23 protein-coding genes are annotated in these 23,548 nt (G+C 44.4%); 20 read left to right on the forward strand and 3 right to left on the reverse strand.

Translation table 11 applies throughout. The annotated features are described in order from the left end of the window. From G3569_RS10570 to G3569_RS10665, 20 genes are all read left to right on the forward strand, one after another. Positions 1-2,433: a heavy metal translocating P-type ATPase gene (locus tag G3569_RS10570; protein ID WP_205720140.1), complete on the forward strand. Its 2,433-nt coding sequence runs from the start codon at positions 1-3 to the stop codon at positions 2,431-2,433. Further along, complete coding sequence (gene ccoS, locus G3569_RS10575; RefSeq protein WP_165268895.1) at positions 2,424-2,618, forward strand: cbb3-type cytochrome oxidase assembly protein CcoS; 195 nt, start codon at positions 2,424-2,426, stop codon at positions 2,616-2,618. The genes G3569_RS10570 and ccoS overlap by 10 nt, the downstream gene beginning before the upstream one ends. Beyond that, positions 2,618-4,816, forward strand: coding sequence for a cytochrome-c oxidase, cbb3-type subunit I (gene ccoN, locus G3569_RS10580; protein WP_165268897.1), 2,199 nt, complete (start codon positions 2,618-2,620; stop codon positions 4,814-4,816). The genes ccoS and ccoN overlap by 1 nt, the downstream gene beginning before the upstream one ends. A gap of 9 nt (positions 4,817-4,825) precedes the next feature. After that, positions 4,826-5,014 (forward strand): cbb3-type cytochrome oxidase subunit 3, encoded by a 189-nt coding sequence (locus G3569_RS10585; RefSeq protein WP_165268899.1) that lies wholly within the window; start codon positions 4,826-4,828, stop codon positions 5,012-5,014. 2 nt (positions 5,015-5,016) lie between these two features. Continuing rightward, a complete protein-coding gene (locus tag G3569_RS10590) occupies positions 5,017-5,628 on the forward strand; it encodes a cbb3-type cytochrome c oxidase N-terminal domain-containing protein (RefSeq protein ID WP_165268901.1) in 612 nt (203 codons plus the stop codon). Between the two features lie 70 nt (positions 5,629-5,698). Beyond that, positions 5,699-7,171 carry a cytochrome c oxidase accessory protein CcoG gene (gene ccoG / locus G3569_RS10595; RefSeq protein WP_165268903.1) on the forward strand — a complete coding sequence of 491 codons (1,473 nt, stop codon included), beginning with the start codon at positions 5,699-5,701 and terminating at the stop codon, positions 7,169-7,171. Continuing rightward, the gene (locus G3569_RS10600; RefSeq protein WP_165268905.1) at positions 7,164-7,634 is read left to right on the forward strand and encodes a FixH family protein; all 471 of its coding nucleotides are present in this window, start codon (positions 7,164-7,166) and stop codon (positions 7,632-7,634) included. Before ccoG ends, G3569_RS10600 begins: the two co-directional genes overlap by 8 nt. A 149-nt stretch (positions 7,635-7,783) precedes the next feature. Further along, on the forward strand, positions 7,784-9,256 hold the full coding sequence (locus G3569_RS10605; RefSeq protein WP_165268907.1) for a GNAT family N-acetyltransferase: 1,473 nt from the start codon (positions 7,784-7,786) through the stop codon (positions 9,254-9,256). Next, complete coding sequence (locus G3569_RS10610; protein WP_165268909.1) at positions 9,243-9,545, forward strand: STAS domain-containing protein; 303 nt, start codon at positions 9,243-9,245, stop codon at positions 9,543-9,545. Before G3569_RS10605 ends, G3569_RS10610 begins: the two co-directional genes overlap by 14 nt. A 3-nt stretch (positions 9,546-9,548) precedes the next feature. Then, positions 9,549-10,163, forward strand: coding sequence for a flavin reductase (locus G3569_RS10615; protein ID WP_165268911.1), 615 nt, complete (start codon positions 9,549-9,551; stop codon positions 10,161-10,163). Positions 10,164-10,173: 10 nt separating this feature from the next. After that, positions 10,174-11,334 (forward strand): M20 family metallopeptidase, encoded by a 1,161-nt coding sequence (locus G3569_RS10620; RefSeq protein ID WP_165268913.1) that lies wholly within the window; start codon positions 10,174-10,176, stop codon positions 11,332-11,334. 143 nt (positions 11,335-11,477) lie between these two features. Then, the gene (locus G3569_RS10625; RefSeq protein ID WP_165268915.1) at positions 11,478-12,185 is read left to right on the forward strand and encodes a TIGR04282 family arsenosugar biosynthesis glycosyltransferase; all 708 of its coding nucleotides are present in this window, start codon (positions 11,478-11,480) and stop codon (positions 12,183-12,185) included. A gap of 52 nt (positions 12,186-12,237) precedes the next feature. Continuing rightward, positions 12,238-15,252, forward strand: a complete 3,015-nt coding sequence (locus G3569_RS10630) for a TonB-dependent receptor plug domain-containing protein (RefSeq protein WP_165268917.1) — start codon at positions 12,238-12,240, stop codon at positions 15,250-15,252. A 37-nt stretch (positions 15,253-15,289) separates the two neighbouring features. Next, entirely contained in the window at positions 15,290-16,504 is a 1,215-nt protein-coding gene (locus tag G3569_RS10635; protein ID WP_205720141.1) for an ABC transporter substrate-binding protein, read from the forward strand. After that, positions 16,470-17,351 carry an ABC transporter permease subunit gene (locus tag G3569_RS10640; RefSeq protein ID WP_165268919.1) on the forward strand — a complete coding sequence of 294 codons (882 nt, stop codon included), beginning with the start codon at positions 16,470-16,472 and terminating at the stop codon, positions 17,349-17,351. Before G3569_RS10635 ends, G3569_RS10640 begins: the two co-directional genes overlap by 35 nt. Further along, positions 17,335-18,114: an ABC transporter permease gene (locus G3569_RS10645; protein ID WP_165268921.1), complete on the forward strand. Its 780-nt coding sequence runs from the start codon at positions 17,335-17,337 to the stop codon at positions 18,112-18,114. The genes G3569_RS10640 and G3569_RS10645 overlap by 17 nt, the downstream gene beginning before the upstream one ends. Then, a complete protein-coding gene (locus G3569_RS10650; RefSeq protein WP_165268923.1) occupies positions 18,108-18,845 on the forward strand; it encodes an ABC transporter ATP-binding protein in 738 nt (245 codons plus the stop codon). Before G3569_RS10645 ends, G3569_RS10650 begins: the two co-directional genes overlap by 7 nt. Positions 18,846-18,863: 18 nt before the next feature. After that, the gene (locus G3569_RS10655) at positions 18,864-19,649 is read left to right on the forward strand and encodes an MTAP family purine nucleoside phosphorylase (protein ID WP_165268925.1); all 786 of its coding nucleotides are present in this window, start codon (positions 18,864-18,866) and stop codon (positions 19,647-19,649) included. Further along, positions 19,624-20,688, forward strand: a complete 1,065-nt coding sequence (locus tag G3569_RS10660; RefSeq protein WP_165268927.1) for a phosphotransferase — start codon at positions 19,624-19,626, stop codon at positions 20,686-20,688. The genes G3569_RS10655 and G3569_RS10660 overlap by 26 nt, the downstream gene beginning before the upstream one ends. Positions 20,689-20,776: 88 nt before the next feature. Then, entirely contained in the window at positions 20,777-21,574 is a 798-nt protein-coding gene (locus G3569_RS10665; RefSeq protein WP_165268929.1) for a hypothetical protein, read from the forward strand. Here G3569_RS10665 and G3569_RS10670 read toward each other — a convergent pair whose 3' ends face one another. The 3 genes from G3569_RS10670 to G3569_RS10680 all read right to left on the reverse strand — a co-directional run bounded on the left by G3569_RS10670 (position 21,575) and on the right by G3569_RS10680 (position 23,548). Beyond that, on the reverse strand, positions 21,575-22,270 hold the full coding sequence (locus G3569_RS10670; RefSeq protein ID WP_205720142.1) for an MliC family protein: 696 nt from the start codon (positions 22,268-22,270) through the stop codon (positions 21,575-21,577). Positions 22,271-22,344: 74 nt separating this feature from the next. Further along, on the reverse strand, positions 22,345-22,764 hold the full coding sequence (locus tag G3569_RS10675; RefSeq protein ID WP_165268933.1) for a DoxX family protein: 420 nt from the start codon (positions 22,762-22,764) through the stop codon (positions 22,345-22,347). A 385-nt stretch (positions 22,765-23,149) separates the two neighbouring features. Further along, complete coding sequence (locus G3569_RS10680; protein ID WP_165268935.1) at positions 23,150-23,548, reverse strand: hypothetical protein; 399 nt, start codon at positions 23,546-23,548, stop codon at positions 23,150-23,152.

Here is a 23,548-nt window from a genome sequence, read left to right on the forward strand (position 1 = left end):
GTGAATACTGACGTACTTACATCTACAGACTGTTACCACTGCGGGGAATCCTGCGATGAAACAGCGGTATACCTGGACGATAAACCATTCTGCTGTTCCGGGTGCAAAATGGTTTATGAAATTCTTGATGAGAACGAACTCGGCACCTACTACTGCCTGGAAGACCAGCCCGGCGTTTCTTTCAAAAAGTATCAAAGCAGTAAGCGTTTCGATTACCTGGAAGACGCATCTGTAATTGAACGCCTGGTCGACTTTAGAAATAACGGTTTTATCTCTGCCAGCTTCTATATCCCCAATATTCACTGTACCTCTTGTGTATGGCTGCTCGAAAATCTTTTTAAGCTTAATGAAGGTATCACTAAAAGCAGTGTAAATTTTCTTAAGCGCGAGCTTAGCGTTTCTTTTGATGAGGAAAAGACTACGCTGAGAGAAGTGGTTGAACTCTTAGCTTCTATCGGCTACGAACCGGAACTTCGTCTCGAAAATCTAGATGAGAAAAAGGCGGCTTCTCCCAACCGTCGCCTTTGGCTGAAGTTAGGCGTTGCCGGCTTCGCCTTTGGGAATATCATGTTGTTCAGCTTCCCGGAATACCTATCGGGATCTACCCTGAATACCCAGGGTTCATTTCACATTTTCTTTGGCATACTCAATATAGCGCTTGCCCTTCCGGTATTGCTCTACAGCAGCAGTGACTACCTCAAATCTGCATGGGCAGCGATCAAGCAAGGAGGCATAAATCTTGATGTGCCCATCTCTGTCGGCATTCTTGCCCTATTTAGTCGCAGTGTGTATGAAATTACTGCAGGAGTGGGCGCCGGTTATATGGATTCATTTACGGGCCTGGTCTTTTTCCTGTTGATTGGCCGCATCATCCAGAAAAAAACATATGAACGCCTTTCTTTTGATCGCGATTACAAATCCTATTTGCCCATTTCTGTTACAGTTTTAAATGATACCGGTGATGAACAGTCCACTTCTATAGATAAGCTTACTGAGGGAATGCAGATGCTTATTCGCAACCGAGAATTGCTTCCGGCCGATGCCCTCTTACTTTCTGATAACTGCTATGTAGACTACAGCTTTATTACAGGTGAATCGGAGCCGGTAGAAGTACAGAAGGGCGAAACCGTATATGCCGGCGGTAAAATCATTGGTCCCTCTGTAAAACTGGAGACTATTAAAGAAGTTTCTAACAGCTACCTGACTAAGTTGTGGAACAATGCAGCCTTTGAAGATCAGGACCAAAATCAAAAAATAAGCTCTCTTGCCGACCGTATCAGCCCCCATTTTACATTGGCTGTAATTGGTATCGCTATCACGGCCGGCATTTTATGGCTGCCTACGAGCACCGAAATGGCGCTTACCGTATCAACAGCAGTACTTATTATTGCGTGCCCCTGTGCACTGGCATTGTCGACCCCCTTTACCCTGGGATCAGCCCTCAATATTTTGTCGAGAAACGGCCTCTATATAAAAGGAATTGAAGTTGTTGAGCAGCTTGCCAATACTACTTCGGTTGTGTTTGATAAAACGGGGACCCTTACCAAGGCCGATCGAGCAGAAGTTGTTTTTAATGGTACCATTTCGGAAAACGGGCAGGCACTGGTTGCCACTGCTTGTCGGCAGTCCATGCATCCCCTCAGCCAAAAAATTGCCGCTCACCTGGAGGGTGCTCAGCTTGAAGTAACATCCTTTAATGAACAGATAAATAAAGGAATCACAGCTGTTGTAAGTGGTAAGGACGTAATTATTGGATCCCCCTCTTTTGTAGAAGAACAGCTAAACACTAATATCCAGGCTCCTGCTCTCGATAAGGAAGTATCGATCGTACATATTGCTATTGATGGAGAATGGAAGGGATGGTTTGAAATTGGCAACAGCTATCGCGGAGGGGTCAAGGATATGCTTGGCACTTTTAAAGAGCGGTTTTCAACCTTTTTACTTTCCGGTGATAACGATTCTCAAAAGGGACAGTTTGCACCATTTTTCGGAGAAAATGCTCTCCGGTTTAATCAAACGCCCCAACAAAAATTAGACTTTATTAAAGGGCTTCAAAAAAATGGACATACGATTCTCATGGTTGGGGACGGGCTCAATGATGCAGGGGCTCTGCAACAAAGTGACTTTGGCATTGCCCTCACTGATAATGTTAGCTCTTTTACACCGGCATGCGATGCCATTATGGATGGACAATCGCTACGCCGCATGAATACTTTTATCGATTTTTCTCAACGCAGTATTACCATTATCAAATTTAGCTTCGCCATCTCACTCCTCTATAACATTGTGGGTCTTGGCTTTGCTGTTGCCGGGCAATTATCGCCCCTTGTAGCGGCTATCCTGATGCCGTTGAGTTCCATCAGCATTATGGTTTTCACTACCGTCAGTACGCACCTGACGGCAAAAAGGATGGGGCTGGCATCATGGAAGTAATATTTATGCTTGTTGGTTTTAGCCTGATGGTAGCACTGCTATTTCTGGGACTTTTCTTCTGGGCCGTCCGCGATGGACAATATGATGACGGACACACCCCGGCAATGCGAATCTTATTCGACAAGAACAAAGACAATACAAAAGAACAATCAAAAACAACAAACACTAAAAACAATACCGATTAATGGCTGTAGATACTTTTTACTACGACAATAAGATAGTCAAGAAGTTCGGGATTGCGACCGTTTTTTGGGGCATCACTGGTTTCCTTGTTGGGCTCATTGTTGCTCTAAAACTTATTTATCCCTCTTTCCTTGGCTTCATTCCCGAGCTTTCGTACGGACGCCTACGCCCGCTGCATACTAATGCAGTAATTTTTGCCTTTGCAGGCAACGCCATCTTTTATGGTGTATACTATTCACTCCCGCGTCTGTGCAAAACTCCGATGTGGAGCAATATGCTCAGTAAAATTAACTTTTGGGGCTGGCAGGGCATTATTCTGTCTGCTGTAATCTCATTGCCAATGGGCTTTAATACCAGTAAAGAATATGCCGAACTGGAATGGCCTATTGATATTGCTATTACTATTGTATGGGTCATCTTCGGCATCAATATGCTGATGACGATCTGGAAGCGCCGAGAGAAGCACCTGTATGTAGCAATCTGGTTCTACATTGCGACCTTTGTTACGGTAGCTGTGCTACACTTGGTTAACTCCGTTGAGATTCCAGCTACGTTAATGAAAAGTTACCCGGTATATGCCGGCGTGCAAGATGCCCTTGTGCAGTGGTGGTACGGGCACAATGCTGTTGCATTCTTCCTGACCACCCCCTTTCTGGGTATCATGTACTACTTTATACCCAAAGCGGCAAACCGACCAATATTTTCTTATCGTCTTTCAATTGTACACTTCTGGTCACTGATTTTCTTATACATCTGGGCCGGACCCCACCACTTGCTTTATACCGCACTGCCCGGCTGGGCTCAAGCCTTAGGTACTGTTTTTAGCCTGATGCTTATTGCTCCTTCCTGGGGTGGTATGCTCAACGGCCTGTTAACACTCCGCGGTGCCTGGGACAAAGTACGTGAAGATCCGGTACTTAAGTTTTTAGTTGTTGGCGTCACCGCATACGGTATGGCAACGTTTGAGGGGCCGATGCTCTCCATCGGAAATGTAAATGCCGTAGCGCACTACAGCGACTATATTATCGGGCACGTTCACTTGGGAGCCCTGCTCTGGAATGGCGGTCTTTCTTTTGCCATGCTCTATTACATTACGCCGCGTATCTACAATACAGACTTATACTCTATAAAGCTTGCCAATGTCCACTTTTGGTTTGCTACACTGGGAGCCATCTTCTACGTTATCCCAATGTACTGGGGCGGGATCACACAGAGTTTGATGTGGAAAGAGTTTACTTCTGAAGGTCTGCTTGCATATCCTAACTTCTTGGAGACGGTACAGCAAATTATTCCGATGTATGCACTCCGCGCCGTCGGTGGAACGCTCTTTATTTTGGGGGCCTGCTTTGCAGTATATAACCTCTACAAAACAGCCAAACAAGGCTCTTTTGTTGAACAAGAGCAAGACGAAGCACAACCTATTGCCGACCCAACCGGAGACGACAACGAGAAATGGCACCGTCGCCTGGAAAGCCGTCCGGTACAGTTTACAGTGCTAACACTGATTGTAATCCTTATTGGAGGTATTGTTGAATATGTACCTACCGCCCTGGTTGATTCCAATGTGCCAACGATTTCCAGCGTTAAACCATATACACCACTCGAAGTTGAAGGTCGCGACATCTATATAGCAGAAGGTTGTAATAATTGTCACTCGCAGATGATTCGCCCCTTCCGCTCCGAAACCGAGCGTTACGGCGAGTATTCCAAAGCCGGTGAATTTGTGTATGACCACCCACACCTTTGGGGCTCAAAACGTACCGGTCCCGACCTCCATCGCATAGGAGGCAAGTATCCAGATTCATGGCACCTGCGCCACATGTATGATCCCACATCAACATCACCGGGATCAATTATGCCGGCCTACCCATGGATGCTAACACAAGAAATGGATACCGAAACCATTGATGAGCGTATCTCGGCCCTGCGTACGGTAGGTGTTCCGTATGCGCCCGGCTATGAAGAAGAGGCCCTGGCAGATCTTAAAGCCCAGGCTGAAGAGATCACCCAAAATCTGCACCAAAGCGGGTTTAAGGAGATTGACGGCATCAAAATTGAATCTGACAAACAAATTATTGCCATCATCGCTTATCTGCAGCGGTTAGGTATTGATATCAAAGGAAATAATAATCCCTTTGAAGGCCTGCCATCCAGTAAAGCACTGAGCAAAGGCGACATGGTAAAACAAAATACAAACTGATATTACGTCATGTATAAAGAGGTATTACGATCAATAGAGGGTGTAGGCATCTTCCCCAGTATTTCACTCATACTGTTTCTGGGATTCTTCGTCCTGCTTATTATTCACTTAATACGTAAGGGACGTTCCCATTACGAAGATGCTGCCCAGCTGCCTCTCACATCGGACGATGAAATTGAAAATTACAAAAACGGATAACTATGGATGTTTATGAAGGGGAAAAAGATAAATTACTGGATCACGAATACGATGGTATCCGTGAACTGGATAACCACATGCCATTTTGGTGGCTGTGGCTGTTCTTCATCACGATCGCAATTAGTGTATTCTACCTGCTTTTTTACCAGGTATTAGGGTGGGGGCAAACCCAAATCGAAGAATACGAACAGGAAATGGCAGAGGCAGAAGCAAAGTTTGGCGGTTCTGAAGGCCAGGAACCGGCGGCAGCTTTTACCTGGAAAATCAGTGAAGATGAAGCTGACATCCAGGCCGGCAAGCAGATGTTTAACGGCTCACAACTCTGCTATACATGCCACGGAAAAGAAGGGCAGGGGATGGTAGGACCAAACCTCACGGACAACCAGTGGATCCACGGCTGCAGTCCCAAAGAGATCGCACAAAGTATCATTGAAGGATTTCCCCAAAAGGGAATGCTTGCCTATGGCAGTGGCTCAAAAATCAGCAATGAAAAAGTACAGCAGATCGTTAGCTATATGGCAACACTGCAGGGTACCGAACCCGCTGATGCCAAAGAAGCAGATCCAAACAGGGCCACCCCCTGTACCGAAGGGCCTTTTGCCTCCTCGGAATAGCAATTTAGAATTAAAGCCCGGGAAGCTAAATCCCGGGCTTTTTTAAAAAAGAAGGTTAGTTCTACAGAACATGTCTAAAGAAAAAGATCGACGAATAGACAACGATTCCTTCCGAGATCATCTCGCTACGGTCGATGAAGAGGGTAAACGAAACTGGATATTCCCCAAAAAACCCAGTGGCCGATACTATTTCTGGCGAAATATCGTCGCCACTCTGCTGCTGCTGTTTTTTTTCTCCGGACCCTTTATCACTATCAACGGACAACCGTTGCTGTTGCTGAATATCCTGGAGCGGAAGTTTGTGATTTTTGGAATGGCTTTCTGGCCCCAAGATCTGCATCTGTTGGTTTTTGGGATGCTCGCCTTTATCGTTTTTATCGTGCTCTTTACGGCCGTATTCGGCCGCCTATGGTGCGGTTGGGCTTGCCCCCAAACCATATTTATGGAGATGGTTTTTCGAAGGGTTGAATACTGGATTGAAGGAGATCGCGGCAGCCAAATCCGACTCAATAACGCCCCCTGGAACTGGACAAAGATTTGGAAAAAGTCCCTCAAGCACGGCATCTTTTTCGGATTGGCATTTCTGATTTCTAATCTCTTTCTGGCCTATATTATTGGAGCGGACCAGCTTTTTGATATTATTACAGATCCGCCTTCTCAACATTTAGCAGGCCTTACCTCTATCACCATATTCAGTGGTGTCTTTTACGGAGTTTTTGCTTTCCTCCGTGAACAGGTTTGCCATTTTATCTGTCCATATGGGCGCATGCAGTCGGTGTTGCTGGATAATAATTCTATCAACGTGATGTACGATTACCAGCGCGGCGAACCGCGAACAAAAGTTAAAGACAGGGATGATCTGGGACGTAAAGCCACACTCGATGACCTAAATTTAAGTGGCGCCGACTATGGCGATTGTATCGACTGCCACCAATGCGTGCGGGTATGTCCCATGGGCATTGATATTCGCAACGGCACGCAGCTGGAATGTGTACACTGTACTGCCTGCATTGATGCCTGCGATGACGTAATGGATAAAATTGACAAGCCCCGGGGGCTCATTCGGTACTCCTCCGAAAATGCTATTAAAGAAGGGGACAAAAAAATATTGACACCGCGCGTGGCCGGCTATAGTGCAATACTAATTGTACTGATTGCCACCTTCATTACATTTTTGAGCATACGTCCTAATACAGAAACATCTATCTTACGCCAACCGGGCACACTCTATCAAGAACTGCCCAACAACCGATATAGCAACATTTATGAGATCAAATCGATCAACAAAACATTTAAAACCATTGACCAAGAAGTGAAGTTGGTACAACCCGAAGGAGAAATAACTGCGCTCGGGAACTTTAGCTCGGTACCGGCCCAGGGATCAACAAAAGGCCGATTCTTAGTTAAGCTCAAAAATGACCAGCTAAGCGGATCCCAAACAAAAGTGGTATTTGCGGTTTATTCCAACGGCGAAAAAATTGAAACTATTGAATCCGGATTTATAGGTCCCGGCTCAAAGAAAGAACGAGAAAACAATGACTGACCAAGAACAAAAATCGAGTGGCTTTAACTGGGGTAACGGGCTAACAGTAGTGATTGTACTCTTTGTCTGTGCCACGCTCAGTATTGTTGGCTTTCTGATCACTTTAGATTATGAAATGGTTACGGAAAATCATTACGAAGAAGCCGTAAACTACCAAGAGCATATCGACCAAGTAGAACAGGCTCAAAACATGGAAAACCCCGTAACCATAGCCCTCTCAGAAGATAACAAAAACATAGAGGTTACTTTCCCATCGTCACTGGCCAATAAACCTTTAAATGGGACCATTAAACTATATCGCCCCAGTGACTCTTCACTTGATAAGACCGTTGCGCTAAATCTTGATGAAAAAGGAGTTCAACAACTAGCCACCACTAATCTACCGGATGGCAAATGGCTTATCAAAGTTAGCTGGAATGCGGCCGAAAAAGACTTCTTTACAGAAAAAACCATTTTTATTTAGGAGGCTACAAAACAGTTATATATACCAGAGAGCAAAAAAGCGGATGAGTAAAAAGGTGGTGCTTATTTAGAATAGAAGAATATCTTTTTCTTGATAACCACTTCTGACTACAACAATAAATGCTAAGAATGTACTGGCCAAAGTAATTTATGGATATCCAACTCCATATATCAACAGATGAAGAGGTAATAACACCTGTCTGTGATTTTACCTATAGCTGGTGTATCAATTGCGGACTAAATGATCCGGAAGCAACACGTTTTACTGTAGCAGTAAGCGAACTGGTAAGTGACATTATACTTTTTGCTTTTCCATATGAAAGTAAAGCCAGCTTTGACTTAACCTTCAAACAAACACTTTCTAACATTGAAGTTGTTGTCAGTGAAGCCGGCGAACCCTTTGACCCGGACCAGCATCGATACAATCCCAAGCGGGCACGTAAAGAAGGTGATTTTGAAGGAGCCGGCCTTCGATTAATACGCCGTTTTTGTGATGAATTCCTTTTTATTAATAAGGGGAAAGAAGGTAAAGAGTTTCGTCTGTCAAAAAGGTTGAACGTTCACGATATCGATGAACTCCTCGAGCTTTCCAGATCTAAAAAACCCGAGGAGCCGGACAGTAGCAAAACAGCTGTACCAGAGGATATCAGTTATACCATCAGCCAGATTACCCCTTCTGATGCCGAAGATATTGCAAAACTCATTTACCGGACATACGAATACTCCTACAGCAAAGAGGATCTTTATTATCCCAAAAAAATTGAAAAAACATTATTGGGAAAAGAAAAACTGGGCGTTATTACCCGCAACCAAAATGGAATGGCCATAGGGTATTTTGCCGTCCTTAAAAAAGAAGATTCTAATGTTGCAGAAGTGGGAGAGGCCGTTGTTTCACCCGACTATCGGCGCCGCGGAATAATGAGCAGCATGATGGAGCAACTCATTCTTACCGCAAAAGAACACCAGTTAGACGGGCTCTATGGAAAAGCCGTGACTCTTCACCCGGTAAGCCAGCGAGTAAATCACAAGTACAACTTTATCACAACTGCGCTGATGCTGGCAGAGTCCAATAATATCGTTTTCAAAGGGTTTGACGAGGAGTATCCCCAGCCGGTATCCGTGGTCATCGATTACCTTCCGCTCTTTGAAACAGAAGGTAAGAAGGTATATTTGCCAGAGCCGTATGCGGATATACTTTTGGAAACCTATAATGAATTAGGGGTATCGGTCTCCAGAGATTATGAATCTAGCCCTACAATGGCTGAAAAGTCTGACATTCAGCTGACGATAGATTACCAGGATAATACTTCGCTTATTGTGGTTAACAGATACGGATCTGACTTTAATACCGTACTTTCAAACATGCTCGAAAGCCTCCAAGAACAAGAAAACCCTAATGCCGTTTATATAGACCTTCCACTGGAAAATTCAGCTACCCCCGAGCAATTCGACATCGTTAAATCACTCGGCTTTATCTATTGCGGGCTTGCGCCCATGTTTCACCAGGATTCTGATTATCTGCGACTTCAAAAAATTAATACTGCTCTTGAGCTTGAACTAATTGAAATTTTTTCTGATTTCGGCCAAAAAATAAAAGCACTTATTGCTGATGAATATTGTTAATACCCATAAAGACGGAACTACAATCCAGGTACGGGACTGTAAAACCTTTAACTTGCAGACAAAGAATGTTCTTAAAAGTCGCCTGACTGATAAGATTACGAAGCTCTACATAGATTTTAGTCATTGCAAACTTATTGACAGCGAAGGCATCATATTTCTATACGAATGGCAACATTCCGGTAACGAGCTGGAACTTAAAAATCCGCCCGAGATCATGTTTGAAATACTTAATATCTTGGAGCTTGATGATACATGGGACCTCAACTACTTTATAACTGAAGACAACTAATTCATGGCAGATCAAGAATACGAACATATGGTTGATATTACCGGGGACCCGGAACTTTGGAATCGATGTTACACCGTTCACTCCCTCGTAGTTATTGGAAGCACCGAAGAAAATGGAGATTACAATTTTGCTCCTAAACATATGAGCATGCCACTGGGTTTTGGCCCTTACTTCGGGTTTATGGGAACGCCCAGAAAAACCACCTACCAAAATATCGAACGCGAAAAAGTGTTTACGGTAAGCTATCCCAGTCCCGATCAACTTGTTTTTTCGAGCCTAATGGCCTCGCGCCGCGAAGCGGATGATTCTAAACCTGTGGTTGATGAAATCCCAACAGTAGAAGCTCAACAAATTGAAGGCAAGTTTTTAAAAGATTCCTACTTTCAGCTGGAATGTAAGTTATCTCAGATCCTGGGAAAGTTTGGTGAGTGGGAAATAATTGCGGGTGAGGTGGTATCGGCCCATGTTCATAAAGATGCTTTAAAAAGAGAAGGGCATGATATTTCTGACGATTCCCCGCTTCAAGAACACCCCTTGCTGGCTTATTTGCATCCGGGTCGCTTTAGCACCATAAAAGAAAGTAACGTATTCCCCATCCCTAAGAATTTCAAACGATAGCAGCATCGCAATGACCGAACGCGGACAGGAGTTACTCCAATATTTCCGGAACCATCAGCAGGATTTTCTCAGCCTATTAAAATCACTTGTTGAGTTAGAAACCCCCTCTGATGATCCCTCTTCATTTTCAGAAATCTTTTCTCTCCTTACAGAAGAGTTCGAGGAACTCAATTTTTCAGTAACCCGCATTGAAGGAGAAAAGACCGGAGGACAACTTTTATGCACTCCCAAAGACACCGATCCCCAAAAGCCCAACCAACTCATCCTAGGCCACTGCGATACCGTTTGGGAAACAGGCACCCTCGACCAAATGCCCTTTACCGTTGAGGGTAATGAGATTTCGGGACCCGGTATCTATGATATGAAAGCCGGTATCGCCATGATGATTTTTGCTCTCAAAGCCATTACAGAACTTAATAGTGAGATGAGCCATCAGCCCATCTTCCTGATTAACACCGATGAAGAGATCGGAAGCAACGAATCAAAAGAGTTGATCATTGAACAAGCCAAAAAATCAGCACGGACTTTTGTTTTAGAACCCTCACTCGGTTCTGAGGGAAAAATTAAAACAGCCCGAAAGGGGATCGGGGAATTCGAAGTTACCATTAACGGCACCCCTTCTCACGCCGGGCTCGCCCCGGAAGAAGGGGTTAGTGCCATACTGGGACTTTCCCATATAGTACAGCAACTATTTAAGCTTAACGACCCTTCATCCGGTATTTCGGTAAATGTCGGTACTATTGAAGGGGGAGAGCGGTCTAATGTTATTGCAGCCCAAAGTAAAGCCGTTATTGATGTCCGTATCCCTACCAAAGAGGATGGGGAGCGTATTAAAGAGAAGATCTATAACCTTGAGTCGGATATGGATGGCATAGAGCTTGAAATTTCCGGAGGCATAAACCGTCCTCCGCTGGAAAAGGGACCTGCCAATAAACAGCTGTGGCAGACTACGAAAAAACTAGGTAAAGAACTGGGTATAGAACTAGAAGAGGGAACATCCGGCGGTGCCTCTGACGGCAACTTTACCAACCTTTACTCCCCTACCATTGATGGCCTGGGAGCCGTAGGAGAAGGAGCCCATGCCTATCACGAAAAAATATTCCTGGACGAAACAATCAAACGCTTAGCCCTTTTTACCCTTCTGTTACAACAACCCGATATAGGAAAATGAAGTTATGATTTACGGTGAATCAACCTATCCTCGTTTACCTTTCGTATTTACTTTTAGGTTATTATTAAAACCTGCCAATTTATAGGTAAGATTTGAGGCAGAAATACCATCAGCAGTATTGAAGTTTAGTTTATTATCTAACGTTGAAAAAAGACAGCACAGATATTGGTGTTTTATTCTTTAGCCGGTCGGCTTCGGCTGAAGCGGGGAATAAAATATTTGCGGCAGATAACCATCACCGGAAAAACACCCGGCTAGCCCGACAACTTATTACACAGAGCCGTAAACAGGTTATCAAAACGGCATTGCCCTATATCATCTTTGATGAACAACTGCAACAAGGAAACACTTTTGGCGAACGCTTTGCCAATGCCTTTCTCACTATGTTTGAGCTGGGATATGATCATGTAATTGCCGTTGGTAATGACACCCCGGAACTACATTCCGACCATATAAAACAAGCTGCTGATCAGCTACAAACCGGGCAAGCAGATATCGTACTGGGGCCTGCGAAAGATGGCGGCACCTGGCTAACCGCATTTAGTAAAAGTGCATTTGAAGCTCAAATTTTTGAATACCAACCGTGGCAAGAAAACCAACTACTTTCATCCCTCCTCCAAAGTTTTGGCAGCCGATTTACCATCAGCAAACTAGAGTCCCTGGCAGATATTGATGATGCTCGCACTTTGCAGCACTTCGTTCGCAGAGTCAGCCACCAACTCTATGCTTTTGTCTCCTTATTACAATCTATTTTAGCGGCTCTACCTTTTTTGAGGATAAATGCTTTCCGCTCTTCCCTCTCCTTTTTCTACTATCAAAACCACCTGCTTAGAGCTCCTCCATTGGGATAAGTACAGCACTTACTATTACAACTCCTTAGCGCTATAAATACTATATCCCGATATGAAAAAGCTATTTCTTACTATTACCGGTTTATTATTTTCATGCTCAGTACTTGCACAATCCAGCTTGGAAGTTTCTGTCATCAATAAAACAAACGGACAGGCAGCCAAGAGGCTTACCATCCTGTTGGAGAATGAAAGCATTGGCTTCCAAGCCGAGCACAAAACCAACAAACAGGGCAAGGTCAATTTTAACGGGCTTTCCACATCCGGCAATTACCGGGTGACAGCTGTTGAAAATGATACATACTATGGGCTTACAGCTTCAAAAATTGTATTCCGATCCAATGCCAACAAGAGTATTACATTAGCGCTCTCTCCCAAAGAAACACAACAGCTCGATGAAATTACCGTGGAGGCAAGTAACTCCATTGCTCGCATTAACACCCTTGATGCCGAAGTATCCTCGGAGTTACAAGAAGAGGAACTCAATAATATCCCAATAGAGGGCAGAGATGTGACAAACTCATTGCACCGACTACCCAATGTCACAAAATCTACCGGCTTTTTTCCCGAGGCTCCCAATGTAACGATCAATGGAGCTAACTCACTGTACACCAGCTACCTTATCGACGGGATGGATAACAATGAACGATTTTTGGGAGGTACCCGCTTTCGTATCCCCACGGGCTTTACGAAAAATGTTACCGTGCTTGCCAATAACTTCTCAGCCGAATACGGGCAAACCAGTAACGGGTTGTTCAACATTACTACGAAATCAGGAGGTAACGAATTTAGTGGACAAGGATATTATGAAAGCCGTCCCGGCCCCGTTATTGACGCATCTTCTCCTTTTGCCCAAACCGACCTTTCCGGTAATGCCATAAAAGATGGCTTTCAACGTCACCAGTTCGGGCTCAGTTTAGGCGGACCCATTAAAAAAGATAATACCTTTTTCTATCTCAATGCCGAACAGACCATCAGCATAAAAGACAACCTGCTCAATGTTCCTGAACTGGGTGTTAACTCAACCGTACGAGGCCAAAACAACTATAGCCTGCTCTCCGGTAAGATCGATCATAATTGGAGCAACAACCTGCGCACCTCACTTCGCTTACATAAAGGATACGTTGGCATAGAACGCCAGGGCGGAGGGCTCAATGGCGGAACCACCTTTCCCGAGGCAGCCAACGAACAGCGACGTGATTCTTTTACCGCGGCAATGAATACCGTATACAACGGTAACGGCTTTACCTCTGAGACCAACTACCAATACTCAACATTCGACTGGATCTACATTCAACCCAAGACCACCGATGCCCCTTCCGTGTATGTCCGCGATCCCCAGGGTAGAAACATCGCCATACTCGGTGAATCGCTCGGCAATTTTGATATCGTTGAACGTATCCACCAGGTCCAGCAAAAATTCACCTTCTACAAAGGAGATCATACCATTAAAGTAGGCGGAGGTATTATCGGTTCTATCCATCACGACACCCGGGGCGGAAACGGCAACGGATTTTACACGGTACAATTAAATAATCAGCAACTAAACGAGCTCAAGAGTAAAAGTCTGGGTAAAGACCTGTCATATCGGGACATCCCTTCCGATGCCGAAGTTCTTTTCAACAGTGTGGAGTTACATCCCAATACTTTCGATGGCAATCAGATGATCTACAGCCTGTACGTCGAAGACCTCTATTCAGTTACCAACCGACTAAATATTAGCCTGGGGCTGCGGTACGACTATGACAATCTTTCTAAAGCAGGCGCCAGGCAGGGGGACTTTAACAACCTTGCCCCTCGCTTTAATGCCAATTATCGCCTGTCAAAACGAAGTACCTTACGCGCCGGATATGGTCTTTTCTATGATCGTATTCCCTATGCCATCTACAGCGATGCTATTGCCGGCAGTTCCAATGCTCCGGATTTTAAAGAACAGCTTCGGCTGCTTCGTGATGGCGGCTACCTGCCCAAAAACACTGACATCGACCGCATTACTTCCAACGGCAATGCCTCCGCCACAGAAACCAATGTCGATTATCTTGAAGGATCTACAAGTAGTAATTTTGCAAACTCCGACGGCTATACCTTCAGTAACCAGAAGACCATCCTAAATCCCAATGGTCTCGACAATCCATATGCCCACCATTTTAGTCTGGGATACCAAAACCAACTGCGTGAGGATATACTCTTTTATGTTGACCTGATTCATAAGCGCGGGTACAACCAGTTCCGTCTAGTAGATGTTAATACCCCTTCACCTTACGAAGTAGATAATCCCAATGCCGATGCCTCCGATATCCGTACTCAAGAAGAAGCCGATGCTAGCCGCAGAATTCCTATTAAATACGATAGCGAAGGTAACCCCTATGCACTCAGCGGCACTGATACTCTTCGAAATGTTGCCCGACGCATCACAATGACCCAAACCGGGGGAGAGTCACGATACTGGGCCGCTAACGTTAATCTGCTTAAACATCGCGGGAATGATCGCTACAGCTATCGCATCAGCTATACCCTCTCCAGCCTCCGCAATAATACCGAGGATATCAATTTTGAGGCCGAAGATGCCAACGACTTTTCAGACGAATGGGGACCTTCTATTAATGATCGGCGGCACGTACTCAGTGCGCTGGGAACACTGTATCCTCTTGATGGACTGGCTGTTACCCTTACCTCGCTCATTCAAAGCGGACAGCCTGTCAACAGAATTGCCAATGCCGAAAATTACGGTGGTACCTCAGATCTCAATGGAGATGGCACCAGTCGGGCGGTGCAGTATACCGGAAAAACCGACCGAGCCCCGGGTGCAAGCCGTAACGATAAACGCCTTCCGTGGTCTTACACTTTTGACCTGAGCCTCAAATATTCACTCTCTATTATGAATGCCCATGATCTAGCTATCCGGGCAGATGTTTTTAACCTGCTTAATACCACTAACTACAGCGGATATACCAGTAATGCCACAGCAAGCAACCAAGTGCAGGTTGGGCTCATCGATCGTGACGATTTTGAATATCGCAATGCTGCCCCGCCACGGCAGTTTCAGCTTAGCATCAGCTATCAATTTTAGCTTTATTAGGATTTAAATCTGTATCAACAAGACTTGCATGAATCTAATGATCCGTTATTTCTTTATTCTCTGCGCACTGTTGCTCCTATCCTGTAGTGGCAACGAGCAACAGCAGCCTGACTTAAGCACTCTTGGTTGGGAACAGATTCAACATAGAGCAGAAGGCCAAACCGTTAATATGATGATGTGGCAGGGCGACCCGAACATTAATGCCTATATGCAAAACTATGTCGTACCCAAGGTAAAAGAACTATATAATGTGGATCTTGAAATTGCAAGCGGACAAGGAAATACCATTGTTTCCATTCTGATGAGTGAACTCGAAGCAGGCAAAGAAGAGGGAGAGCTCGACCTTGTTTGGATCAACGGAGAAACCTTTTACCAGCTCCGGCAAATAAACGGACTCTATGGTCCCTTTGTCTCTCAACTCCCAAATGCAAAGTATATCGATTTTGATAATCCATTTATCAAATATGACTTTCAACAGCCTATTAACGGCTATGAAGTTCCTTGGGGTAACGTACAGTTCATGATGATCTATGATTCTGCGCAAGTCCAAAATCCCCCAAAAACTAAAGAGCAGCTGGCCCGATACGTTCGGTCGCACCCCGGCACTTTTACCATTGCCAATGACTTTTCGGGGATGACATTTTTAAAATCACTGCTCATCGGAATTGCCGGACCAGGTACGCTGGACGGTTCATTTGATCAGGAGAAATATCAAAAATACTCAACACAGCTCTGGGAGTATATTAATAACATAAAGTCCGATTTCTGGAAAAACGGCGAAACCTTTCCTTCTTCCGTATCAGCGATGCACCAGCTTTTTGTTAATGGGGAGCTTCATTTTACGATGAGCAATAATGATGCAGAAGTGGATAATAAAATAAGCGAGGGCTTCTTCCCGGAATCAGCCCGGGCCTATTTGCTGGACAACGGAACCATCCAAAATTCCCATTACCTGGGTATCCCCGTTAACTCATCCCAAAAAGCTGGAGCAATGGTCGTCAGTAACTTTATGATTTCTCCCGAGGCCCAGTATCGCAAAGCACGTCCTGATGTATGGGGAGACGGCACAGTATTGGATGTTCAAAAACTGCCGGAAAAGATAGCATCTAAGTTTTCTACATTACCCAAAGAAAGCCATGCGCCGAATAACAAAAAAATGCAAGAAAAAGCACTGCAAGAGCTGGCTCCAGAATATATGATTCGACTGTATGAAGATTTCCGAACTCACGTTATTCAACAATAAGGCAGAAACTGCCGGCATCGGTCTTTTTCTACTGCTGGCTGTATTGCCATTGGTACTGGGAGTATTGTATGCTCTGCTCTATAGCTTGGGCCTTATAGGTTTAATCAGTGACGGTTTTACTTTTAGCCACTGGCAGCGAGCACTGTCCGACCAAGAGTTCTGGCTATCGATCCTCTATACCTTTTACATCGCCTTAACTACGATAGCAATAAGTATAACTTCGGCTCTCGCGGCTTCTCTATACATCAACAAACCATTACAAAAGGGCATAGCAGGCTTTTCGGCCTATATCCCCCTGGCCTTTCCTGCTATTGTAGTAGCATTTCTGGCTTTTCAGTTAGGGTCGCAATCCGGATTCTTTGCTCGTCTCTTTTTCCAATTTGGAATTATCACCGACACTGCTGCCTTCCCGGAAATGGTAAATGATCCTTTTGGTATAGGGATTATTGCTGCCCACACCTTTATGGCCATGCCATTCTTTACGCTCTATTTTATGAGTCTCTATGATCAAGAAAATATATCTGAGCTTTCTCAAGTTGCTCAAACACTCGGCGCTTCAAGAACTGCCCAACTGCGCCGTATTATCGTACCCATCATTTTAAAACGGGCATTTCCCACACTTACGCTCTACACTATTTTTGTGATGGGATCCTATGAAATCCCGTTAATACTCGGCCGGCAAACACCACAAATGATGTCGGTACTTGTGATACGAAAACTTCGTCGGTTTAGTCTTTCAACAATACCCGAAGCCTATATCACAGCTCTTGTTTTTATTGCCATAATTCTCACGATTCTATACCTCCTATTTAAATCTCGCACTTTTAGCTATGACCTCGACCGTTAACATAAAATCTTTCTGGGCCAAAGTGCTTGCTGCTACTTTTATATTTCCGGTAGCCTACCTGCTTGTGCTATCTTTGGCAGAGTCATGGCTCTTTCCCGAATTATTCCCGGTATCCTTTACGGCAGAACGCTGGAGCACCCTTTTCAGTACGAACAGTGAATTATTTAACAGTTTGTTACTCTCTTTGGTTGTCGCGGTAATGGTCGCCTTTATTTCTACGCTCAGTGGATTTTATACCAGCAAACAACTTGCCTATCATCGCAAGCGTAAACTCTGGATGCGACTCTCCTATTTCCCTTTTGTACTCTCTCCGGTGATATATGCTGCTGTATTGTATTATTACTTTATAGAGTTAAACTTAGCAGGCAATATTGGGGGCGTGATCCTGGGGCATATCCTTATTGCGTATCCCTATAGTGTTATCCTTTTTAGTGGTTTTTGGGGGAATCGCACCCAACGGATAGAACAACTTGTTCAAACACTTGGCGGCAACCGCTGGCAAACATATAAACACGTATTCTTGCCACTGGCCCAAGGTTTGTTGCTCATCTGTTTCTTTCAGACCTTTCTGATCTCTTGGTTTGAATATGGTCTCACCACTATCATAGGAGTTGGGAAAGTTCAAACACTTACCCTAAAAGTATTTCAGTATATTAACGAAGCTAATTTTTATAATGCAGCCCTGGCCAGTTCTCTTCTGATTCTACCACCTATTATTTTGCTTTATTTTAACAAGAAGTACTTATTTCAAAAACGATGGTAACACCGCTGGAAACAAAACATATATCAAAATCCTATGGCAATGAACGGGTACTCTCCGATATTAACCTCAGCCTAAACAGTAACGAGACGTTAAGCATATTGGGGCGTTCGGGATGTGGTAAAACAACCCTACTTAAGGTTTTGGGGGGACTTGAATCACCAGACGGTGGAACCGTCTTCGTTAATCAAACAGATATTCAGACCCTGCAGCCCCAAGACCGGGATGTGGTCTACTTGTATCAAGAAGCCTTACTTTTTCCGCATTTAACGGTTTTTGAGAATATCGCCTTTGGACTGCGACTAAGAAAAATCGATGAAAAGAAGGTCTCCAAACGAACCCATACCATGATCAGGAAGCTACAGCTAAATGGCATGGCCGACCGTATGCCTGATCAACTGTCGGGTGGCCAAAAGCAACGGGTTTCTTTTGGGCGTGCGCTTATTACCAATCCCAGCGTGTTACTGTTAGACGAACCTTTTGGTAACCTTGATGCTTATACCAGGAGTAATATGCAGGAGCTTTTTAAACAGATTGCGAATGACCTTACTATTACTGCTGTCTTTGTCACCCACAATGTAAAGGAAGCTATACTGATGGGAGACCGTATTGGCAGTATTTCTGAGGGTGGCCTTACGATATATCCATCTGTAGAAGCGTTTGTTGAAAGTGAAAAAAATGGTGTGCAAGAAGAGATTGAATTCTGGCAATCAATCGACAAAAATACAAACTAATTAATTAGTTAATACAATATGAAATCACTAGCTGTGATACTCGGAAGTGCCTTTAAAAACAGCATTCCGGATAAATTGGGGCTCCAGCCCATTGAGGTAGATACCCGATGGGGACAGCAAACCATCTATGGTGGCACTGCTGACAATGGTCGAAAAATCTATGCTTTAATTCGGCATGGCTCTCCCCATCATTTACTACCCCACCAGATAAACTACCGGGCCCAAGCCGCTGCCCTGAAAGCCGTTAACTGCGGGGCTCTTGTTATAAACAGCTCTGTTGGAGTACTAACCGAAGAGCTACCGCTCTACCAACCCCTACTACTAACCGACCAGTTAATGCCTGAAAACAGACTCCCCGATGGTTCTACCTGCAGTATGTTTCAAGAACCTACAGAGCAGCAGGGGCACCTGGTGCTCAATGAAGGCTTATTTTCGGAGGCTTTAAATGATCAGTTGTACAACCGTCATAGTGATAGCATCTGCCAAGCTGATAATGTCGTCTTTGTTTATGCGGGCGGACCACGCAGCAAAACCCCGGCTGAAAATCGCATGTGGGCTCAACTTGGAGGCCACGTAAATTCTATGACGGTAGCTCCGGAAGTTGTACTTGCCAACGAATTGGAGATCCCGGTGGCAGGGCTCGTGGTAGGACACAAGTATTCTATGCCCGATATTGAAAATCCACCGGAAGAGGAGATCCGGGAGACGTTGGTTAAAGCCCGGACCGCCACCAAAGATATTTTAGTGGATTTCTTGGAGCACGGCAAACCTGTCGCATTTGGCAACCATATCTACCGATACTGACATGATTTCGGAGCAACAGATTTACTTAACGTTATCTCGGAACCTGCCAAATTTTAAGGCCACCTCGGATTTACAACCTGTTAACGGAGGAAACCTAAACCATGTTTGGCGAATCAAGGGCAGCGATAAAGACCTGATTATAAAATGGGCGCCCCCGTATATTGCATCAAACCCCGATGTACCACTCAGTGCCGAACGGATTCACTTTGAGGCCAAAGCCTTACAACTATTTGATGAAGGGAACGCCCTTGATGACTTAGGAGGAAATACCGTGCGCCCACCCCGATGCCTCCATTTTGAAGAGGAGCTGAACCTGCTGATTATGGAGGACATAGGCATGGCCCCATCACTCGATGAATGGCTCACCGATAACAGTGCCGCAACAGCAGGCAAAAAGCTGGGAAAGTTTATTGGACAACTTCACCGGCAAACTTTTGCAAACAAGCAGCTTTCCCGAAGGTTCCGTAACCTGGATATTCAACAAACACGACTGGAGGTGCAGTATAACCCGGCCGCCGATTATGCTATGCAAAGCGGGGCAGCGGGGGTGGACTTCAACCTCATCCAATCCCAAACAAAAACGCTGGGTCAACAACTGCTAAAAGAGGGCTCTTGCCTGGTTATGGGCGACTTGTGGCCGCCTTCGGTACTGGTTCGCCGGGGAGAAATGCGCATTATTGATTGGGAGTTTTCGCACTTTGGGCAACCCCTGCAAGATGTTGGACACTTTGCGGCTCACTGCTGGATGCAGGCGCATATGGCGCCCTCTAAAGAGCTGAAAGATAAATTTCAAAAGCTCTGGATCTTATTTTGGAAGCATTACCGGGCTTCTTTGGGTAACCGAATTATTGAGCTGAAACAGGATGAGGTGATGACCCACGCAGGAGCTGAAATTTTGATCCGGGCTTGCGGACCTTTTCAAGAGGGATATCTGTATGAAGGGCATAAACCCGGCAGCCGTTCCATCATGCAAGCTGTACAAAAAGCGCAGCAGTTTATAGAATCATCTCAAATTTCAGAATTATGGACTAATAGCTAATGGGACCTAAATAATTTATATATTTACATGCTTTTCTGTTAAATATTTACTTAATTAAAGTATACAGATTAACAAAAGAGGGGTTATTATGAGAAGATTGCTTATTATTGCTTTCCTGGTTGGTGTCTTCACTTCGATTTCTGTTGCTCAAACTGCTCTCAACGATTATAAAAAAATGGACTACATCAGTGTTGAGAAAGAAAATATACAGCAGTTTTTAAACCTTTTTGAACAAGAGTTGCAGAAGACATATAAAAAGCTTGTGGAATCGGGGGCTATAAAATCCTGGGCGTTATATCATGCCAAATTTCCCGGGGGAGAAGAAAATAACTATGATTTTATCAGCATTATTACTGCTTCTGATGTTGACTCTCTGTTAAATCTGTTTAATGATATTAAGGACCCGCCTTTTATTCCGGCTTCTTTTGCAGACAACCTCTCTCAGAAGGTTGCTCTTAACTGCAGCGTTATTAAATCTGAAATATGGAAGGTGGAAAATATAGCTTCTGGCGAAAAAGCGGACAAGGCACCGGGCAAATATGTAAGTATGGACTATATGGAGGTTGCCCCCGGTAAGGGGGCAGATTATTTGATGCTGGAAGAGGAGATCGCCAAACCTATTCATCAAGAACGTATCAATAGAGGTAAAATGGATGAATGGCATGCCTATTCGCTCATTGCCCCCAGTGGGTTACAGTATGGCTATAATTTCGGTACGGCTAACTTTTTTGAAAACGTAAGTGATTTAGAATTTGGCTTTACTGATGAGATTATGAAGCAGACAATGGATGAAAATGCTGATGTTACTGAGCTATTCGATACTATCTATGAAACGCGCGACCGAATGCGAGTAGAGCTCTGGGAGCGTTACCTGTATGTTAACTAGTTATAATGCCTCACCGCACCCTTGGTGGGTTTTCCCATCAATGGTAAGTTGTACTGTTGATGGGTACTCAATCCCATTCATAGAATCGGTACAGGGTTTATCTGTTATCTCGATGGTAAGACTGTGGGCTTCGGTCTGGGTGGTGTATGTTTTACGGTTTTTTTCTTTATCAACGACGGGTTGGGGAACGGGGACATAAACAGTATCCTGTCCGTAGTTACCAACATATTTAATCTGCTCTCCGTTAGTTATTTCAATTCGCCATCCGGGTTCTTGTCCAAGTGCCAAAAAACCTACCCCTCTTATACGGGCTGCGACTTTTGCTTTTTCTTTCTTTACTGCTTGGCAAGTCATAAACGACCCTCTGGGCTTTTGGAGAATAGCTTCATTGCCTTTGCTCCAGTAAAGGTAAGCGTTACCTTCGTATCGGGCCCCGGAGCCGGAGCGTACCGACTTGACTTTAACGGTGGTATCGGGTAAAAACAGCCAGCTGCTGTCGGGAGTTACATGGGCTGAAAACTGTAATGAATCGCCACAATTGTATACAAAAACATCGGATGTCTGTATTGATGAAAAATCCGGCAGGGCTATTTCTAAACTATCTTGGTCCGGCTTCGCAGAAGTAGATTTTTTTTCGGTATTACAGCCGGCACATAGTCCTACTGCCAAAAAGAGAAATAATAATTTATAACTCACAAACCTTCGTCAACTTTGAGTTGTTATCAACTTAAAAATTGGGAACCCAGTAAAAGGTTCCCAATCGAAATCATTTAGGCGTTGCTATCGATAGAATACTTGCCCGGACCAAACAAAAAGATTACTCCAAACACACATAGGTAAAAGAGCGCAGCTTCCATACCTCCAAATCCATCACCTGCAGGAATATGATAGGCAAAAACGGCAACTGACATATTAACAACTAAAATAGCGGCTGCTAATCGTGTCCAGAAGCCTACAATAATTAACATAGCACAAACTCCTTCGGCCAACGCTGCTAATATCATTGAAAGCTCCGGACCAATTCCGATAGGATCAAAACCAGATGGGAAATCGCCGCTGAATACAGTCATCAGCTTGCCCCAGCCGTGACCATACAACATGAAAAAAGCAGCGAAAATACGAAGTACTGCTGCAGATGTTTTAGCATCAACAAATTCACTGAGGGTAGAAGAATTTAATCGATTTAGCATAAAGTGAGAGACTTGTTTGGATTGATGAGATAGTACAATAAAAACAGATCCATACCAATAAATCCAGTGCGTTCTTTCTTTTCTGCTACTTTATTACACTATTTTACGCAATTTCCCTTTGGATAACATACTAATCCGGCCATTAAAGCCCCTGCTATATCTCTCTAAACACGGGTACAGGATGCTTTGTCCATCTCCTATGTCTGTCAGCCGATGAATTGGAATCTCTTTACCGGCTATCAGTATAAAACCCAAGATCCTGACCAAAATTCAGGATAAGATACTGGATTGTACAAAGCTCCCATTATGGAAAAACACAGCGCCCCTAAAGCGCCACCCCCTTTTCTATACACCTTGCCTATAGCGCGTATTTTATATTCCTAGCTTAGCTACAGCTCTTGCCGCTTGCAAAAAGCAAGTATCCGAACCATACCGCAAAAAGAGAGTTCAATAAAGCCAGCACAACCAATGGGGTAGCAGCAGAACTATTAATGAGATATTTTATCATTGCGATCCCGGCCATTAAAAAGTGGGCAAAGTTTCCGATTGCGACGGGACGGCTATATATCGCTCCTATAATATTACTCCGCGCCATCCAGTTGAGTAGGGCATATCCTACGTATAACCCTCCCAATACCTTAACAAGCAATACAGAGTTCCCTTTTACAGTCACGTCAAAATATGAAAGTAGTTCTTGAGGTAAAAAAGAAGCACCAACCCCTAATAGCCCGAGCAATACAGCACTTGCAACCATTAGAGCTTTTGTTTTTTTCTTATCTATCAT

Source organism: Fodinibius halophilus (assembly GCF_011059105.1).
GTDB lineage: Bacteria > Bacteroidota > Rhodothermia > Balneolales > Balneolaceae > Fodinibius > Fodinibius halophilus.

What these genes read in the sequence shown, in the direction of transcription:
- ccoS (WP_165268895.1), top strand. Translation starts at nt 2,424, where the DNA reads ATGGAAGTAATATTTATGCTTGTTGGTTTTAGCCTGATGGTAGCACTG.
- ccoN (WP_165268897.1), top strand. Translation starts at nt 2,618, where the DNA reads ATGGCTGTAGATACTTTTTACTACGACAATAAGATAGTCAAGAAGTTC.
- G3569_RS10585 (WP_165268899.1), top strand. Translation starts at nt 4,826, where the DNA reads ATGTATAAAGAGGTATTACGATCAATAGAGGGTGTAGGCATCTTCCCC.
- G3569_RS10590 (WP_165268901.1), top strand. Translation starts at nt 5,017, where the DNA reads ATGGATGTTTATGAAGGGGAAAAAGATAAATTACTGGATCACGAATAC.
- ccoG (WP_165268903.1), top strand. Translation starts at nt 5,699, where the DNA reads ATGTCTAAAGAAAAAGATCGACGAATAGACAACGATTCCTTCCGAGAT.
- G3569_RS10600 (WP_165268905.1), top strand. Translation starts at nt 7,164, where the DNA reads ATGACTGACCAAGAACAAAAATCGAGTGGCTTTAACTGGGGTAACGGG.
- G3569_RS10605 (WP_165268907.1), top strand. Translation starts at nt 7,784, where the DNA reads ATGGATATCCAACTCCATATATCAACAGATGAAGAGGTAATAACACCT.
- G3569_RS10610 (WP_165268909.1), top strand. Translation starts at nt 9,243, where the DNA reads ATGAATATTGTTAATACCCATAAAGACGGAACTACAATCCAGGTACGG.
- G3569_RS10615 (WP_165268911.1), top strand. Translation starts at nt 9,549, where the DNA reads ATGGCAGATCAAGAATACGAACATATGGTTGATATTACCGGGGACCCG.
- G3569_RS10620 (WP_165268913.1), top strand. Translation starts at nt 10,174, where the DNA reads ATGACCGAACGCGGACAGGAGTTACTCCAATATTTCCGGAACCATCAG.
- G3569_RS10630 (WP_165268917.1), top strand. Translation starts at nt 12,238, where the DNA reads ATGAAAAAGCTATTTCTTACTATTACCGGTTTATTATTTTCATGCTCA.
- G3569_RS10635 (WP_205720141.1), top strand. Translation starts at nt 15,290, where the DNA reads ATGAATCTAATGATCCGTTATTTCTTTATTCTCTGCGCACTGTTGCTC.
- G3569_RS10640 (WP_165268919.1), top strand. Translation starts at nt 16,470, where the DNA reads ATGAAGATTTCCGAACTCACGTTATTCAACAATAAGGCAGAAACTGCC.
- G3569_RS10645 (WP_165268921.1), top strand. Translation starts at nt 17,335, where the DNA reads ATGACCTCGACCGTTAACATAAAATCTTTCTGGGCCAAAGTGCTTGCT.
- G3569_RS10650 (WP_165268923.1), top strand. Translation starts at nt 18,108, where the DNA reads ATGGTAACACCGCTGGAAACAAAACATATATCAAAATCCTATGGCAAT.
- G3569_RS10655 (WP_165268925.1), top strand. Translation starts at nt 18,864, where the DNA reads ATGAAATCACTAGCTGTGATACTCGGAAGTGCCTTTAAAAACAGCATT.
- G3569_RS10665 (WP_165268929.1), top strand. Translation starts at nt 20,777, where the DNA reads ATGAGAAGATTGCTTATTATTGCTTTCCTGGTTGGTGTCTTCACTTCG.
- G3569_RS10675 (WP_165268933.1), bottom strand. Translation starts at nt 22,764, where the DNA reads ATGCTAAATCGATTAAATTCTTCTACCCTCAGTGAATTTGTTGATGCT.
- G3569_RS10680 (WP_165268935.1), bottom strand. Translation starts at nt 23,548, where the DNA reads ATGATAGATAAGAAAAAAACAAAAGCTCTAATGGTTGCAAGTGCTGTA.